The organism is Chitinophagales bacterium (assembly GCA_041392475.1).
Lineage (GTDB): Bacteria > Bacteroidota > Bacteroidia > Chitinophagales > UBA2359 > JAUHXA01.
In genome coordinates this window covers 574,990-591,534 of the sequence record JAWKLZ010000003.1, presented here as the reverse complement: position 1 = coordinate 591,534, position 16,545 = coordinate 574,990, and the positions used below count along the sequence as shown (strand labels likewise).

The window sequence follows — 16,545 nt, the reverse complement described above, 5'->3', positions numbered from 1 at the left end:
CTGTAAAATTACTATATTATCTCCTCTTTTGCTTTTTTTACCTTAATTGAATGACATTGAACTAAAGTCAAATAGAAAAGCCCACTTCTAACGAAGTGGGCTTTTCTATTTGAAAACTATCGCTTCAAAAACTTCCCTCGCACAAACCCCTCTGGCGTTTCCAAAGAAATCGTATAAAAACCAACAGCCAAATCACCGACCTCCAATTGCAGGGCATTCTCACCACGATTCACCTGCAATGATTTTTGCTGAATCAAACGCCCATTCACATCATACAATAACAGATTCACCTGAAAACCATCCGTTCCAAACACCACATTGAGGTAATCATCGGCTGGAATAGGAAACATCTGGTAAATCTTCAAAGTATTAGACGCTGCAATTGGGTTCTCCAAAACATCTTTTCCACTTCCACTGCCAAAATTGACAGGCGTAATTTTCACTGCCGTCTCATCGTCTTCATTTGGAATCTTCGTATTGTTGTTATTTGGAGTCGAATCTATATCCATTTGATCGAGCGATTTGACCTGAGCAAATTTCACAATTTGAGCATCGTTGAAGAGCGTAAACAATACCAAATTGAGCGTTGCCGTTTCGCCAGCCGCCAGTTCGGGAATCGTCCACGTTTGAAACCACAGATTGTAGGTTCCTTTTGATACTGTTTTGCTGGTGAATGCCATACCAAAAGGAATCGGGTCAGAAATAACGAGATTAGTCGCCTTTTCTGTGCCTGTATTGGTGGCGGTCAAAGTGTAGTTCACACGTTCCCATTGACGGTAGATTTTACGGTCGGCAGTGTATTGCAGTTCGATGTCAACACCTTCTGTCTGAATTGGAGGAGTCAAATTGGTTTCACTGTCTAGCCTTGCAGCAAACACCTCCCCTTCCTTCGAACCTGCCATGAGAAAACCTCCATCACTGGTTTGAATCAATACATTTCCGACTTTTCCAATGAAATTTGTCCATTCTTCCACCCCGTTTTCATCCAACTTGAAGAAATTGGCAGGTGGATTGTTGGGAGCAGCAAAGTCAATGTAATCTCCTACGAGCATATACCCTCCATCATTGGTTTCGACTACGTCATTGAAGTAAGCAGTGCCAAATTTAGAGCCTGACCGAGCATATTCCCAAGATTGAGTACCGCCTCCTTTCGTTGCAAAGGCGATTTGTCCCCCATTCCCTACATAGTTAAGCAAATGCAAATACACATAACCGTCATCATTTGTTGGTATTAATTCGCTCACGCTTGTAAAAGCTCCCAATTGCCCTGCTCCTCCTTCCACATTCGTTTGGTTTCCATTTGCATCTATCTGATAAATACTGACCGAACTGCCATTTGAGAAACTGAGGGGATGGCCATTGGGATTTGCTACCCTTCTGTTAGCTGCAATAACATAAGCCCCATTTTGACGTTGAACAATCTGCAAACCACTTTCATAGTAAAAATCAAGCCCTGTTATGCCTATTTGAGTTTGATAAAAATTGAACCATTGTTGATTGCCGTTAGCGTTTACCTTCAAGGCAAAAGGATGTTCCGTTATACGATCCAAGGTATTTCCTTGATATATAACTTGATCTTTCACAAAGACCGAACCCGTAGCAATAAAGCCATTGTCTGCTGTTGCTTCAATATCTACGGCTTGCAATTCCAAACTAGAATCGAGCTGGTATTCTTGCAGCCAAACAATTGCAGCATTTTCATTTCGTTTGGCAATGTAAAGGGTGTTTTCGTCTTTGTTGCCGAATTCTACAAAGCCATTGTTGATTCGTTTGAAGACTTTTCCTTCATATTCAGCAGTAATTTGAAGTGGTAATGGGCTATCTGTTAAATTGCCTGTCTTGCTTACATTCGCAAAAGTATAGTTTTTTTCTGAGCCTGTAAATTGTGTAACCAATTCATATCCAGTAGAATTTTCCACCAATTGAAGTGGAAAACCTGTGCCAAACTGCTGCAAAAAGTAGGTTTGGCTGGTTTCGTTTGCTGCTCGGGTAATTCGCACAAAATATTGGTTATCAGATTCATTGGTTTCTTCAATCGTGTTATTGGAGTCCATTACCCAAATCAAATAGTATTCGCCAATAGGTTCAGTCAATCCCTGAGCTATGGTGGAAAATTCAATGGTTTGTCCGACATTGACAGCAGGCATTTGTGTTGAAGCAATTATTCTATCGTCACTACTCACTGTTTGGTCAGTAGAGGCATAAACGGTATAGATTCCATTTGGTGCATTTGCTTGCCCATTGTTCTGGATTTCACAGGTCAAATAGATGGAAGCATTGTTTCCCTGTCCTGTATAACGAGCGTTTTTGGGGTAAATGTTGGGGCGAAGATTGTTGCTCCCTTCATTGACAACTGCTAAAGCCTCATCGTCTTCTATTGGACTAAAAAGGGTATTGTTATTAGGTGTTGAATCCGAATCGGATTGGTCTGCTGCAATGACTTGTGCAAACCCTTTGAAGGGCTTGTCTTTGATGAGGGTAAAAACAATAAGCTCTAAAGTAGCACTTTCGCCTACTGCCAATTTATTGATAGACCATGTTTTGGTCCACAAGGCATAGTTTCCCTTTGAAGTAGTGCTGCTCGTGTAGGCAGTATTTTCAGGAAGCGGAAATTCGATTTTAACACCCGTAGCTGCCTCATTTCCATTATTTTGAATAATTAGAGTGTAGATTAGGTTTTTGTAGATTTCTACATTGGTTTTGTCGGCTGTCATAGATAGTTCGAGGTCTATGGATGCAAAGGTAGAGGTGGTAAAAAGAAGGGCACAAAACAGACTCACCCACTTGGTAAATTTTGGCATGGTTGCAGGCATTTATGGTTAAGAAATCGCTGTTTAATTGAATGGGAATGGGAATGGGAGGAACTTCCATAAATATAAGCATATTATTTATGAAATGAAGAAAATACTCCTAAAAAAAAAGCTCTTATTGAAGACTATCCTTCAATAAGAGCTTTTGTGAGCAATGGTTGTTTGCTATATGATTGAATAATTCTATTACTACATAGCTCATTTAACAACCATCCAACAGTTTAGCCATACAAGCCATCATTTCTTGTTGCTATTTTTACTCTTAATATCTTCACTATACGTATATCGAGTAGAACAAAGCACATTTACCCAATCTGGTGGAACAGTCGCAAAAATGCAGGTAGGGTCTTCTTTCGATTTTTCTACTTTTACTGCAACGTCTTCTCCTTTTCGAGTTTGTGCTACAAGGTTGTATTTGTGGGTATAAGGGTTGTAATTGGCAAATAGTTTAATGCCACTTGCTTGGTCTGTGTGTAGCAAGTTTTTACCCGCTTTCAAGCCCATGTAATCCAATTGATAGTTGACAACAGCCGTTGCATAATCCGCATTGGGTGGAGTAGGAAAACTACTGTCTTCTACTTTCATGTCAAAATCTCCCATTGAGCCTTTAGCATCTTGTGCAAATACAACGCTGCTCAAACCGCAGCCAATCAATAGTGTGAATAAAAATAATCTCAAAATGTTCATTTAGGAAATATTTTATTTTTAGAAAATTCATTTGTTGAAACGATGGTAGTTTACAAAATATTTCACAAACCTTCATCAAGTTCTTTGCCTTATTTAGACATTTTTTGATATCCAAAGTTTAATCGTTCAGCAAAATTACCTTTTCTTGCCGTTCTTTTCCGCCAATGTTTGACCACAGTAAATATACGCCCGAAGGAATGGCTACAATGTCTAAATAATAGTTTCGATTGTTGCCGTCCAAAGACCACTCTCCCACCAAACGACCTTCAAGGCTGTATATTTTGAAGGAAACAGGAATATCTGAGGGATTGTTGTTGTAGAAATACAAAGTGCCATCACTGACAGGATTTGGATAGACCAAAAAACCATCTGGTGCTTCCACTGCCGTTTTCAAAGGGATTTCCAACGTTTTTTGACATCCTTTTTCGTTGGTGACAATAACAGTATAAGCACCTTCCGCCAAATTGGAGCGTTCGCTGCTGGTTGGTCCACCGATATTCCATTGATAGGTTGTAGCAGGACTGGCATTTTCGACCGTCAATTTGATTGTTCCATTGTCTTTCCCAATTTCAGGAGGCGTAGTTTGTACCACCACATCAGGAATGTTTCCGACCTCAACATAGTTGTTGAGTGTGAGTGTATCGGTCGTGTAGGCATCCGATACAATGAGGCGCACGGAGTAAATTCCTGGTTGCAGATAGGAAATCACTGGGTTTTCATCGTTGCTACTGACCGTTTCTGCTCCAAAAAATTCCCATTGACGCACAGTTGCTTTATTGTTGCTCACATCTTCAAAAACAATGGATTCACCTTCGCATATACGGTGTTTATCCGTTTGAATCATTGCCACTATGGGCAGAATATCCGAATCTATAAAAACATTTTTCTTTGTACTACAACCATTTGCATCCGTCACCACCACACTGTAATTTCCTCTCGTCAATTTATCTGGATTTGCAATTGTCGCACCGTTGCTCCAATTGAAGGTCAAATTCTCCATTGACGAACTACTCGAAATATCCAATTCTACGCCGCCATCTTGTATAATAGGATTGCTGGCATTGAAGGTGAGAATGTCGAGATTTGTTCCATTTACACGAATATAGTTTTCCACCTCCAATTCGTCTTCCGAAACACTGTTGGTCACTTTCAATGACACATTGAAGTCACCCCAATTTTCAAATACCACCAAAGGATTTGGTTCAGCAGAAATAGCGGGTGTTCCTCCTTCAAACACCCATGCGTAAGTAGCTGCGGCACCTGACAAAGCTGTAAACTGAACCGCATCACCGCTGCAAACCTCTGTTTGGTCAGCACTGAAAGCAGCTTGCAACACCAATTTGTCTTCAATGCAGAAGGTTACAGACTCCGACGAACGAAATTCTCCTCCTTCTCCAAACACGATTCCTCCTTCCAAACCAACCATATAACTGCCATTGCCATTCTGACAACATATTCCATCACCCAAACCATCAGGTCCTTCAAAGCTATCAAAAATGGTAAAGACATAACAATCGGGTGTCAAGCAAAAGTCAAAGTTATACTTTCTATCACTATCGAAATTTGTTCTCTCTACCACGATATTCCCTGCATCATCCTTGATTTGAAAAGAAGTTTCTGAGCCAAATCTATCCGTATTCAAATCCACCTTCAAAACAGTTCCATTCAGCACTTCAAAATCATACATAATCACATTGTTGGTTTCATTCATATCCAGCTCTCCATTGGGATTTTGGATAGAAATAACCAAAGTGTGCGTTCCTGCTTCTACTTCAATGGGCGGCAAAGCGACCCACTCCGAATCGAAAAAATCTAAATTTCCCTCCCATGTCATCATTTCATTTGTAGAACCATCAATCGAATACAAAAAACTGATACTTGTAAGTGATTGTGCGCCTACATTTCGAAACAAAATCACAGGGTTAATACTTTGTGCGCCACAGATAGACTTATCAGGAGAAGCAATGGACAAAATACTTGCATCCAAGTCCAATTTTGGAGCATTTCCTTCGACTCCATCTATGATTAAAGTTCCTGTATTATCTGGATCGAGCCAATCTTTGAGTCTTGAAGCGTTGCTGTCACCACTGTTCCACGAATAGGAAAATTTTCCATACTTATCCCAACTACTATTGAAGCAAGATGCAAAGCCACCGTACAATTGACCAACGATTCGTTTGTTGGGATCAAACAAGGGAGAACCTGACGAACCTCCTTCGGTTGTACCTTTTTCCCATTCTGTCACTTTCCAAAAACTATTCAGAGGTGTTCCTCCAATATTGTCACTCACAAGTGGATTTTCATTGAAAGTGATTTTCTTGATATCTCCTGCGGGATGGTGAATACACGTTGATTGAATTGCTGCCACATTTTCAGCCGACCAACCAGCAAAATAAACTCCGTATTCTATTGGAGGAATTTCACTCAGTTCGACCAGCGCAAAATCGGAATCGGCAGAAGATGCTCTCAGTATCGAACCCGATACTGTTTGGTCGGTTCGTCCATCTTCGTCTATACAACTGAGACTTTCGTAGTTGAACATAAACAACCACGTTTGTACTTCGTTGAGATTGTTGGGCAAACAGTGGTTGGCAGTCAATAAATAAGGTGTGCCGTCTTGCCGCACATTGTTGACCAAAGCCCCTGTACAATCCCGTTTTCCACCTGCAATAATCATGGCTACTGCTCGCTTCTGTATTTGCCAATCGTTTCCTTCTGAGCAGTTAATATTCACATTGCAGCCTCCCGAATCACCATAGCCTTTTTCGACCGTTGGCTCAAAACCTCTGTACCCATGTATCACTTCCGAAATCTGAACAATACCTTTGCCAGCTACATTTGCAGGTTCGTAATACTCCAAAATGGTCTTGTCGCCTTTGAGTAAAGTAGTTGAAAATTTGCGGTAAGGCTTGTTATTGCGTTCGGTAAATGCTCCAATGACTTCGCTTTTGTCGGCATTGTAGAGGAATAGTTTCGCACCTTTGGGTAGGTAAAAATCGTTGTAAATCAAGTTGATGGTTTTTGCACCTTTGGCAAAAATCTGCAATCGCCAGAGTTTATCTCCATTCTTCAATGTTTCCCAAACGCCTGCATTGTCTAAATTAAAATTCACTTCAATAGACTTTCCAAACCGAAAAACTTGTTTGTCACCATCATTGAGGGCATCTTCTGCTTTCAGTGCTGCAAGGTTGATGCTTGGCATAGAAGCTGTTGGCACTTTGGAGGTCAGTGAAGAATGAGTGAAACTATAGGGAGTACCTCCACTACTTATTTGTGCAGGAAGATATGTGCAAAAGCTTAACAACAAGTATGTAAGGGCTATGTATTGCTTCATCTTGTAGGTTTTTAAACGAGTCGAAAGAGGAACAAAGATAGCATTATTAAAGCAATCAATTTGTCATTCAAGCAGCTAGTTACAATATCTCTACCGTTGTATTTGTCAATTTGGACAAAGGCATTACCACTTTTTTATCATCTGATTGCAAAACAATCGAAGTACTGTCAATTTGTAGAATTTTTCCTTCAATCCCTTCTACTCTAATCGTCTGTCCTATCATGAATTTGCCTTTGCTGTAAAATGACCCAAGCATATTCGCCATCAAATCTTTTGAGGCAATCGCATACCCCAGTGCAATGGCAAAGAAAATAGAACCGATGAGGATGGTAACATTTTGGGTAAGAATTTCGGTTTGAATACCTGTTTGGTTAATGGCAGTAATCGCAATCATCACCACCAAAAAGTAGAAAATAAAACTACTGATTACCCGTCCAGCTGCAATATTCATTGACGCACAAGCTGCTGCAATGACTTCTTTGATAATGTTGGCGATAAATACTCCCGCAATAAAAAACAATATGGCACTCAACAGGGTAGGAATGTACGCAATGAAGCTCGAAATACCATTGGCAACAGCGTCTAAGCCCATTGCCCGACTCGTCTCAAGAATAATAATGGTCATCAAAAACCAATAAATAGCCCCTGCAATGGTTTTGCTGAGTTTGAAGTCAAGATTAGCAAATAAATCCACTTCCTTCAATTTATCTCCCAAATTATCCACTTTAATAGCAACCAACACTTTGTAGGTAACCTTGTAAATAAGTTTGGCAATCAACCAAGCAACGAATAGCAAAACCAAACCACCAATTACATCTGGTAAAACAGCGACTAATTCTACCGTTCTATTTGTCAAAGCTTCTTTTACAGTTTCAAATATCTTCATCGTTTATGGATTGTATATTTTTTAATTTTTGTTTGCAATTTCAGCAAATCCTTCTTCCTCCTATTCATCTTCCTCTTCCTCTTCCTCTAAAGATACATCTTCAATATCTTCGTTCTCCTCTAAATACGAACTTAAGCCCATTATCTGCTGCTGAGGATTGGTAGGTGTCACATGGTCAAATAAGCCCAGCATCCCCGTAAGTACATTGGTCAAACTACCAAAAATAAATTCTACTATTCTGGCAATATTCGTAATAAAACCATAAGATCCCATCACCTTATTTTTGATAGATGCGGGGGCTTTTATAGATTCTTCTAATTCGTCTAACTCTTTAAATGGGTTTGACATTACATATAATTTTCTGCGTAAGTATTTTTATACAATTCATGTACCTTTTCTTTTGCACGCTTGAGTCTCATTTTTACAGCACTTTCAGACACCTTTAAAACCTCTTGTATATCTTTGATACTCATATCATCTTTGTATTTCATCAGCAAGATCATGCGTTCTTCTGGTTTGATTTTTTCTAGTAAAACCTTTAACCTTGTAGCTTTTATATGTGCAAAATCATCTACTGATTCTACCTCTATATTCTTCACCCGCTCCTCATCGTCAATAGAAACTGTTTTCGTCTTACTATTTTTCCGTGTATAATCTACACAAAAATTATACGTGATAGAATACAGCCATGTTGAAAACCTTGAATTACCTTTAAAAGAAGCCAACTTCATATAAACTTTGATAAAAATATCGTGTGTCAAGTCAGAAGCAATACTTTCCTCCTTCACAAAGGAAATGCACTTTCTAAAAACCTTATCAGCATAGCGTTCATACAGCACCTCTACAAGAGTAGCACTCTGAGTACGAACTATTTCTGCCACAATTTCTTCGTCAGACAATTCATTTTTTTTATGCTGCTTCTTTGTACTAGAAAAGCTGAATGAAAGTATGACTGCAAAGATTGATTTTAAAGTAAACATAGATTACCTAGTAAATAATTGTCGGGTAGAATCTCACATAATACAAATAAAAAACAAGAAGCGATTTTTATGACGTTAAAAAACAAAAAAGTTTCTTGATTTATTAACCATATTTATTTTTTCATGCTAAATTGACAATTAATTGTGGCAAATATGCTATCTTATCATCTTCAAATTAATAGGGAAAAATTTGACATCATTTTTATCTCGTTTAATAAAAGTCTCATTATGAGTTTGCAAAAATTAATCAAGTCCTATTCACCAACTAAGTTTTTTCATAGAATTTCACTTGTAAATGTATTTTTCATTTATTTCATTTCAAAATACCTTTTTATTATTTTTCTTCTACCACTACTTTTCTCGAATATCTATTCTTTTGCCGTTCCGTCACCCTATACTTTTCAAGAAGCAACAACTACTACTTTCTACATCGTGCGGCATACCGAAACAAATACTAACGCAATAGGAGAAGTATCCTTGAGTAATCTCGGACAACAACGTGCCAAAGATTTGGCAGAAATGCTGCAATCCGAAACCATCAATGCCATTTATACAAGCTACAATACATGTGATAAAGAAACGGCAAAAGATGTTGCTAAAAACAAACGGATCATTATCAATACTTACGATAGCCAACAGATCGAATCTTTCTTACAACGCATTTTGCAGCAGCGAAAAGGGCAAAACATACTGATTGTGGGGAACTTAGAAGTCATCACCACCATACTACAAAACCTATCGCAGTCCTTTTCTCCTAGTAGCATCAACCAGATGGATTACAGTACTTTATTTGAAGTATCTATCACAGATGACAACACAACGCAAATAACAAGGATACAATACAGCCAGTCTAAAGCCATTATTGGGCCTCCAAACAACCTAACAGTCAGCAATCAGAACCTTCCTGAAAAATCAGCAACTCCCACCAAGTTTTCAAATAATATGGCTACTGATATGCCTGTCTTGTTCAACAATGATGAAACAGTTGAGGCAACCGAAACCAATACAATAAATAGCACTGCAACAGTATCGGTTCCTCAAAAAACCATTGAAGAGAAACAATTGCCGCCACTCAAAAAATCTTGCAATCTGACCAAAAAAGGGCTTATGTTATTGGGTTATGACCCAGTTGCTTACTTCAAAAGTAACAAAGCCATTAAAGGAGAAGAAAAACATACTACTACATACCGAAGTGCTACATTTCAGTTTAGCAGCCGCAAAAACCTAAATACATTTACCGAAAATCCAGAAAATTATTTACCCAAATACGGAGGATGGTGTGCTTTAGGAATGTCCATAGAAGGCGTGAAGGATGGTTATACTGCTGATAAATATGATGCCGATCCAGAAAACTTCAAAATCATTGATGGGGAACTCTATCTTTTCTATAAAACATCGGACTACGATGCCTTATTGAAGTGGAATGAACAAGCAGATGAAAGCCTCGCCATCGAAAGAGCCAATAAATTTTGGGAACAAATCACCAACGATGAATAATAAAGAACAACAAATAGATACTCAGTCAAGATTACAGGCCATTATCGACACTGCAACTGATGGGATAGTAACCATTGATACCAAAGGGAATATAGAAAGTATCAATCCCGCTGGTGCAAATTTATTTGGATATGATCCCCAAGAACTGATTGGTAAGAATGTAAGCATATTGATGCCAGAACCTTATCGCAAAGAACACGATAAATATCTGGACAACTATCTTAAAACAGGGCATAAAAAGATAATCGGTATCGGCAGAGAAGTAGTGGGTTTACGCAGTGATGGCTCCGTATTTCCCGCAAGATTGAGTGTAGCAGAGGTTCAACTAAATAAAGGGAGAATCTTTACAGGCATTATTCACGACATCAGCGATAAAGTATTAGCAGCCGAAGCGCAAGAAGCATTGAAACGAGAAAAAGAACTCAATGCACTAAAATCCAGATTTATTACTACGGCTTCACATGAATTTCGTACTCCCCTGACCTCCATTTTATCCTCTGCAACACTTATTGGAAAATACAATAAAACGGAACTGCAAGATAAACGTGTCAAACACATTGACCGCATACAACGGTCGGTACGAAACCTCAACAACATCCTCAATGATTTTCTATCTATCAGCAAATTGGAGGAAGGAAAAGTCAAACATATTCCTTTTTCCTTCAATCTCAAAGAAGCGATTGAAGAAAGTATTGAAGAATTGGAAGCCATGACCAAGGCAAATCAAAAAATTATTTTTCAGCATTTTACTACAAAAGAGCAGGTTTTTTTAGATAAAAAATTACTCCACAATGTCCTAATCAATCTACTCTCCAATGCCATCAAATACTCAAATGAAGGACAACAAATAGACATACGAAGCGCAGTGAGCCAAGAAAACATTCTAATTGAAGTACAAGATTATGGCATCGGAATTCCCCACAAAGCACAAGTCCATCTATTTGAGCGTTTTTTCAGAGCCGATAATGTTTCCAATATTCAAGGAACAGGTCTCGGATTGAACATTATTAGGCGATATTTGCAGTTGATGGGCGGTTCTATTACCTTCGATAGTGAATTGAATAAAGGAACAACTTTTAGGATAGAATTTCCAATATATCATGACTCAAACGTTCATTAAAAAAACCTAAAACATTAAAAATGAACCATCTAAAAACCATACTACTAATAGAAGACAATGAAGATGTGCGAGAAAATACGGCTGAAATTTTGGAACTTGCCAATTACCATGTTTTGACCGCTACCAATGGCAAGGAGGGTGTTATGAAAGCAAAAGAACACCTTCCCGATTTGATTATTTGCGATATTATGATGCCCGAACTTGACGGTTATGGTGTACTGCATATTCTCAGTCACGATGCCAAAACGGCCACCCTTCCTTTTATTTTTCTCACAGCAAAAACCGAAAAAAACGACCTGCGAAAAGGAATGAATATGGGAGCAGATGACTACATCACCAAACCCTTTGAAGAATTAGACCTGCTCGACACCATTAAGCGACGGCTCGAAAAAGCAGATATGCTGGTACAAAAATATGATGATACAGAAGATGCGGTTTTTCGTGGATTTTACAATCCTCAAAAAGTGCGAGAAATCCTCCAAACCATTGCCGATGAGCATAAAAAATTGTCGGTGTCTACTAAATACATGCTCTTTCACGAAGACAGCTATCCCTGCTATCTTTACTACATCATCCAAGGTCGGGTCAAAACCTACAAAACCAACGAAGACGGCAAAGAAATCATCTCAGCCATATACCAAACAGGCGATTTTTTTGGCTATCGGTCGCTATTTGGTGATAGAAAATATGAGGGTTCGGCAATGAGTTTAGAAGACAGCGAAATTGTATTAATTCCCAAAACTATATTTTTAGAGCTTGTCAATAAGAATCAACACATTGCCAAATTCTTCATTACCTTGCTGACAAATAGCCTCGAACAACAGGAAAAACGTTTGTTAAATTTGGCGTATGATTCAGTTAGAAAGCGTGTGACGGATGCACTCTTACATTTTTGCAAACAATATGCACCCGATAACTTCAAAGAAAACCAACGCATTAGCTTAGATATTTCAAGAGAAGATTTGGCAAACTGGGTCGGAACAAGCAAAGAAACACTTATCCGCACTCTTTCAGATTTGAAGCAAGAAAAAATCATTGTCACCAAAGGACGCTATATTACCGTTCTAAATCAAGCAAAACTATAGCAACTTTGAATCAATTCACAATACCTAAAACTCCGTTGATCAAAAATTTCTAAAAATGAAAGCCATACAACTCCGTCAATTCGGCAGTCCAGATAATTTTTACATCGCCGAGTACGATACTCCTCAACCCAATGCTTACGAAATACAAGTAAAAGTCACTGCCACGGCTTTGAATCGAGCCGATACACTTCAACGAATGGGTAAATATCCACCGCCCCAAGGCGCAAGCCCCATTCTCGGTTTGGAAATGTCTGGAACCGTCAGCAAATTGGGAAGCGAAGTCAGCAAATGGAAAATCGGTGATAAAGTTTGTGCCTTGTTATCAGGTGGTGGTTATGCTGAATACGTCACTATTCACGAAAATTTAGCTGCTTCAATCCCTTCAAACTTGACACTTTTAGAAAGTGCTGCCATCCCAGAAGTATTCCTAACTGCTTATCAAGCACTGATTTGGCTCGCTCAATTGCAGCAGGGCGAAAGCATTTTAATTCATGCAGGAGCAAGCGGTGTTGGAACTGCTGCCATTCAAATTGCACGTGAGAAAGGCGCAAAGGTTTATATTACCGCTTCAAAATCAAAACACTCCATTTGTCTGCAATTGGGTGCAAGCAAAGCAATTGACTACAAAGCAGAAAACTTTGAAGAAGTGGTATTGAAGGAAACAGACGGTAAAGGCGTAGATGTAGTTTTGGATTTTTTAGCAGCCCCCTATTTTCAAAAAAACCTCAATTGTTTGGCTGTTGACGGACGCATGGTCATGCTTGCTTTGATGGGAGGCATCAAAGTAGAAAACCTCAATGTAGCACCTATTCTTCAAAAACGTCTCAAAATAATGGGCAGTACTTTGCGAAGTCGAACATTGGAGTATAAAGTCCAACTTACGCACGATTTTTGGGAATTTGCTCACGAACTTTTCGTGGAAAAACGTTTGCAGCCCGTTGTTGACAGCACTTTCAACTGGAGTGATGTTGCAGAGGCGCACCAGTACATGGAAGCCAATAAAAACAAAGGGAAAGTATTGTTAAAGGTTTCAGGTGATTAATTTTCTGAGAGTTTAAATTTATTTTAAACTTTGAATAAAGGAACAAAGAAGTAAGATGCAATAATTTAATTTATTGATAACCAATTGTTTACACCTAATCGCATCAATGGGGCAATATTCTGATTGTCAATTTTTTATATCTCACATCTTGCTTTCTACTTCTTTCGTCTAAAGTCTAATATTTATTTGTTTTTTATTTTAAATGATACAGGCAAGTCAACATTTTTTTACTGATGGCGTTTAAAGCACACATTACTACTTGGCAAAAGCAGAAAATCATTTATAACAAAAAACAATCTTAACTATGAATTTTTCAAAAATGTTGAATCAAACAACAGGAATTATATTCCGATTAACGGCATTTGTATACCTGTTATCCTGCAATTTTCTTGTATTTGCACAAGATGGAGACAAAGGTCTTGATATTGATGTAGATATAGGTGGAGGCGATGAAGCTGTATGGTACACCAATCCAATGATATGGGTTATTGTGGGACTTTTTGTTATTGTCATTGTAGCCATAAGCACAAGAGGTAAAAAATAATAAATGTTGATTTGAATTAAAAAACCCGACTTGCTTGGTTTTCGGTATTAAAAACACTGAAAATCAAGTAAGTCGACTTTTTTATGCGGTTTATTTCCGCAATTCTGCCAATTCTTCAAACCGTTTCTTTTCGTCTTCGCTCAAATCCTTTGGAACTTGTATATTAACCTTCACATACAAATTACCAAATGTAGAAAGGTTATCGGATTTTGGCATTCCCAAATTCTTCAATCGCAGTACCTTACCACCGTCCGTTCCAGCAGAAATATTCACATTCATATCGCCCTTCAAGGTGTGAATTTTTTCTTTTCCGCCCAAAACCGCCTTGTACACATCAATAGGCATTTCTACATGCAAATCATCACCTTTACGCTCAAAAATAGGGTGTTTCTCAACGTGAATTTTGAGATACAAATCACCGTTCGGCCCACCATTTTTACCCATTCCTCCTTTGCCTTTTATCTTCAACACACTGCCGTCCTCCACTCCTTTCTTGATGGTAATACGTAGTTTATTTCCATTGACTTCAATGACCCTTTTCCCTCCTTTATACGCATCCTCTAGCGAAATACTAAAAACGGCTTCAACATCCGCTCCTTTATAAGCAAACTGTCCACCGCCACTACTGCCTCTCTTAAAAAACTGCTCAAAAACATCTCCCGCTTCATGTGATTGACCACCACCCCCAAATTGATTGAAGAAATCTTCTATGTTTCCTTCAAATTCTACACGAGTGCCTTGTCCGCCTGTTCCTTTCGAAAAATCGTAATAATTACCCGATGACTCACTTCCATTTGCTCCAGCCTGTTCGTACATTTTCCATTTATGACCAAACTGATCATACTTCTTGCGTTTATCGACATCGCTCAATACTTCATAGGCTTCAGTCGCTTCTTTAAATTTTTCTTCCGCTTCCTTATCATCTGGATTTCGATCAGGATGGTACTTCAAGGCTACCTTACGGTAAGCTTTTTTTATGTCTTCAGCCGTTGCAGCCTTCGGTACATCCAATATTTTGTAGTAATCCCTGTTTTGCATGGCTTATGATTATTTGATATTTGCTGTTTTATATGGTAAACTGCACCCTCAAATGAACGTGCTACTAATGACCAACAATCTATATGCCATCCACCTTTTACTGTAAATATGGCACATCTTCAATGCTCATTATGTCAAGATGGCATATATACAAAAATCAACCTGTCAAAACCTCAATTTTCAAAAAATACTGAAAATTGTGAAAACTTTTTGATGGTTTTCGACATTATTTGTGCGTCCTAAACAATTATCGTAGTAACTTTGTAAGAAATAAATTCCATACGATTTACTACATGGAAAAATATACTAACAATATGAATATCTCCAATCTACTTGAGAGAGCCATACTCTCGCACCGCAATGAAGCTGAGCCTTTAACCATTGAAGAAGGCACTTTTTTGTTTCACAATGCAACGACTGCTGAGTTGATGTATGTGGGCAATGAGCTTAGAAAATACCACAAAAAAGATACTTTAGGCAAAGTAACATGGATCATTGACCGCAATGTAAATACGACCAATGTTTGTGTGGCAAACTGCAAATTTTGTAATTTCTTTGTGCCACCTTCTGCAAAATATGCTGATAAAGCATACATTACAAGCATTGAAACGTATAAGCAAAAAATTGAAGAAACGTTTCGTTATGGTGGTGAGCAATTGTTATTGCAGGGAGGACATCACCCTGATTTGGGTGTAGATTATTATGCCAACCTTTTTCGAGAACTCAAAAGTCTTTATCCAAATTTGAAATTACATGCTTTGGGTCCTCCTGAAATAGCTCACATCGCAAAAATTAGTAAAAAAAGCCATCAAGAGGTTTTGGAGGCTTTGATAGAAGCGGGACTCGATTCACTACCAGGAGCTGGTGCAGAAATTTTGGTGGATAGAGTACGCTACAACATTGCAAATGGTAAGTGTGGGTCAGATGAATGGCTTGAAGTGATGCGTGTAGCCCATCAATTGGGTCTAACGACTTCTGCAACAATGATGTTCGGACACGTCGAAACGATTGAAGAACGCATGGAACATTTGGTGAGAATCAGGGAAATACAAAGTTTGAAGCCCGATGGAGCAAATGGTTTTTTGGCCTTTATTCCATGGCCTTACCAAGATGAGGATACCATGCTTCGCCGAATTCGGGATGTCCGCAATGAGGTAACTGGTGATGAATATGTGCGAATGATTGCACTGAGTAGAATAATGCTCTCCAATATCGAGAATATTCAGGCTTCATGGCTCACAATCGGCAAGGCAGTTGGTCAAATTTGTTTACATGCTGGAGCCAATGATTTTGGTTCGATTATGATTGAAGAGAATGTAGTATCGGCAGCAGGCGCACCGCACCGTTTCACATCTAATGCTATTCAACAAGCTATTCGTGAGGCTGGTTTTACACCACAACTTCGCAATCAACACTATGAATTTAGAGAGCTTCCCGAAATGGTAGAACAACAAGTGATTAATTATTAGTTTGTTGCCTATGTTTCGGTCATATTTCACAGAGCATTGAAAATCAAATTTAA

At 38.7% G+C, this 16,545-nt stretch carries 13 protein-coding genes; 6 read left to right on the top strand and 7 right to left on the bottom strand.

The features are described from left to right. Nucleotides 1-116: 116 nt before the first annotated feature. The 6 genes from R3E32_25380 to R3E32_25355 form a co-directional block, all read right to left on the bottom strand. Nucleotides 117-2,801 (bottom strand): CARDB domain-containing protein, encoded by a 2,685-nt coding sequence (locus R3E32_25380; protein ID MEZ4888085.1) that lies wholly within the window; start codon nt 2,799-2,801, stop codon nt 117-119. 246 nt (nt 2,802-3,047) lie between these two features. Beyond that, a complete protein-coding gene (locus R3E32_25375) occupies nt 3,048-3,497 on the bottom strand; it encodes a hypothetical protein (protein MEZ4888084.1) in 450 nt (149 codons plus the stop codon). A gap of 118 nt (nt 3,498-3,615) precedes the next feature. Next, on the bottom strand, nt 3,616-6,831 hold the full coding sequence (locus tag R3E32_25370; protein ID MEZ4888083.1) for a PKD domain-containing protein: 3,216 nt from the start codon (nt 6,829-6,831) through the stop codon (nt 3,616-3,618). 79 nt (nt 6,832-6,910) lie between these two features. Then, complete coding sequence (locus R3E32_25365) at nt 6,911-7,717, bottom strand: mechanosensitive ion channel (GenBank protein ID MEZ4888082.1); 807 nt, start codon at nt 7,715-7,717, stop codon at nt 6,911-6,913. A 60-nt stretch (nt 7,718-7,777) separates the two neighbouring features. Then, complete coding sequence (locus tag R3E32_25360) at nt 7,778-8,065, bottom strand: hypothetical protein (GenBank protein ID MEZ4888081.1); 288 nt, start codon at nt 8,063-8,065, stop codon at nt 7,778-7,780. Beyond that, complete coding sequence (locus R3E32_25355; protein MEZ4888080.1) at nt 8,065-8,616, bottom strand: sigma-70 family RNA polymerase sigma factor; 552 nt, start codon at nt 8,614-8,616, stop codon at nt 8,065-8,067. The genes R3E32_25360 and R3E32_25355 overlap by 1 nt, the downstream gene beginning before the upstream one ends. A gap of 309 nt (nt 8,617-8,925) precedes the next feature. Between R3E32_25355 and R3E32_25350 the strand changes: the two genes are divergently transcribed. The 5 genes from R3E32_25350 to R3E32_25330 all read left to right on the top strand — a co-directional run bounded on the left by R3E32_25350 (nt 8,926) and on the right by R3E32_25330 (nt 13,985). Further along, nucleotides 8,926-10,194 carry a YHS domain-containing (seleno)protein gene (locus R3E32_25350; GenBank protein MEZ4888079.1) on the top strand — a complete coding sequence of 423 codons (1,269 nt, stop codon included), beginning with the start codon at nt 8,926-8,928 and terminating at the stop codon, nt 10,192-10,194. After that, entirely contained in the window at nt 10,187-11,314 is a 1,128-nt protein-coding gene (locus tag R3E32_25345) for a PAS domain-containing sensor histidine kinase (protein ID MEZ4888078.1), read from the top strand. Before R3E32_25350 ends, R3E32_25345 begins: the two co-directional genes overlap by 8 nt. Nucleotides 11,315-11,334: 20 nt before the next feature. Beyond that, nucleotides 11,335-12,399, top strand: a complete 1,065-nt coding sequence (locus R3E32_25340; GenBank protein ID MEZ4888077.1) for a response regulator — start codon at nt 11,335-11,337, stop codon at nt 12,397-12,399. Between the two features lie 55 nt (nt 12,400-12,454). Then, nucleotides 12,455-13,441 (top strand): NAD(P)H-quinone oxidoreductase, encoded by a 987-nt coding sequence (locus R3E32_25335; GenBank protein MEZ4888076.1) that lies wholly within the window; start codon nt 12,455-12,457, stop codon nt 13,439-13,441. 304 nt (nt 13,442-13,745) lie between these two features. After that, entirely contained in the window at nt 13,746-13,985 is a 240-nt protein-coding gene (locus R3E32_25330; protein ID MEZ4888075.1) for a hypothetical protein, read from the top strand. Between the two features lie 90 nt (nt 13,986-14,075). Here R3E32_25330 and R3E32_25325 read toward each other — a convergent pair whose 3' ends face one another. Beyond that, the gene (locus R3E32_25325; protein ID MEZ4888074.1) at nt 14,076-15,023 is read right to left on the bottom strand and encodes a J domain-containing protein; all 948 of its coding nucleotides are present in this window, start codon (nt 15,021-15,023) and stop codon (nt 14,076-14,078) included. A 293-nt stretch (nt 15,024-15,316) separates the two neighbouring features. On the opposite strand from R3E32_25325, the gene R3E32_25320 reads away from it, so the two are divergent. Next, a complete protein-coding gene (locus R3E32_25320; GenBank protein MEZ4888073.1) occupies nt 15,317-16,492 on the top strand; it encodes a CofH family radical SAM protein in 1,176 nt (391 codons plus the stop codon). The last annotated feature ends 53 nt before the right edge of the window (nt 16,493-16,545 follow it).

Coding starts and splice junctions, on each gene's coding strand:
- R3E32_25380 (MEZ4888085.1), bottom strand. CDS start 2,801: ATGCCAAAATTTACCAAGTGGGTGAGTCTGTTTTGTGCCCTTCTTTTT.
- R3E32_25375 (MEZ4888084.1), bottom strand. CDS start 3,497: ATGAACATTTTGAGATTATTTTTATTCACACTATTGATTGGCTGCGGT.
- R3E32_25370 (MEZ4888083.1), bottom strand. CDS start 6,831: ATGAAGCAATACATAGCCCTTACATACTTGTTGTTAAGCTTTTGCACA.
- R3E32_25365 (MEZ4888082.1), bottom strand. CDS start 7,717: ATGAAGATATTTGAAACTGTAAAAGAAGCTTTGACAAATAGAACGGTA.
- R3E32_25360 (MEZ4888081.1), bottom strand. CDS start 8,065: ATGTCAAACCCATTTAAAGAGTTAGACGAATTAGAAGAATCTATAAAA.
- R3E32_25350 (MEZ4888079.1), top strand. CDS start 8,926: ATGAGTTTGCAAAAATTAATCAAGTCCTATTCACCAACTAAGTTTTTT.
- R3E32_25345 (MEZ4888078.1), top strand. CDS start 10,187: ATGAATAATAAAGAACAACAAATAGATACTCAGTCAAGATTACAGGCC.
- R3E32_25340 (MEZ4888077.1), top strand. CDS start 11,335: ATGAACCATCTAAAAACCATACTACTAATAGAAGACAATGAAGATGTG.
- R3E32_25335 (MEZ4888076.1), top strand. CDS start 12,455: ATGAAAGCCATACAACTCCGTCAATTCGGCAGTCCAGATAATTTTTAC.
- R3E32_25330 (MEZ4888075.1), top strand. CDS start 13,746: ATGAATTTTTCAAAAATGTTGAATCAAACAACAGGAATTATATTCCGA.
- R3E32_25325 (MEZ4888074.1), bottom strand. CDS start 15,023: ATGCAAAACAGGGATTACTACAAAATATTGGATGTACCGAAGGCTGCA.
- R3E32_25320 (MEZ4888073.1), top strand. CDS start 15,317: ATGGAAAAATATACTAACAATATGAATATCTCCAATCTACTTGAGAGA.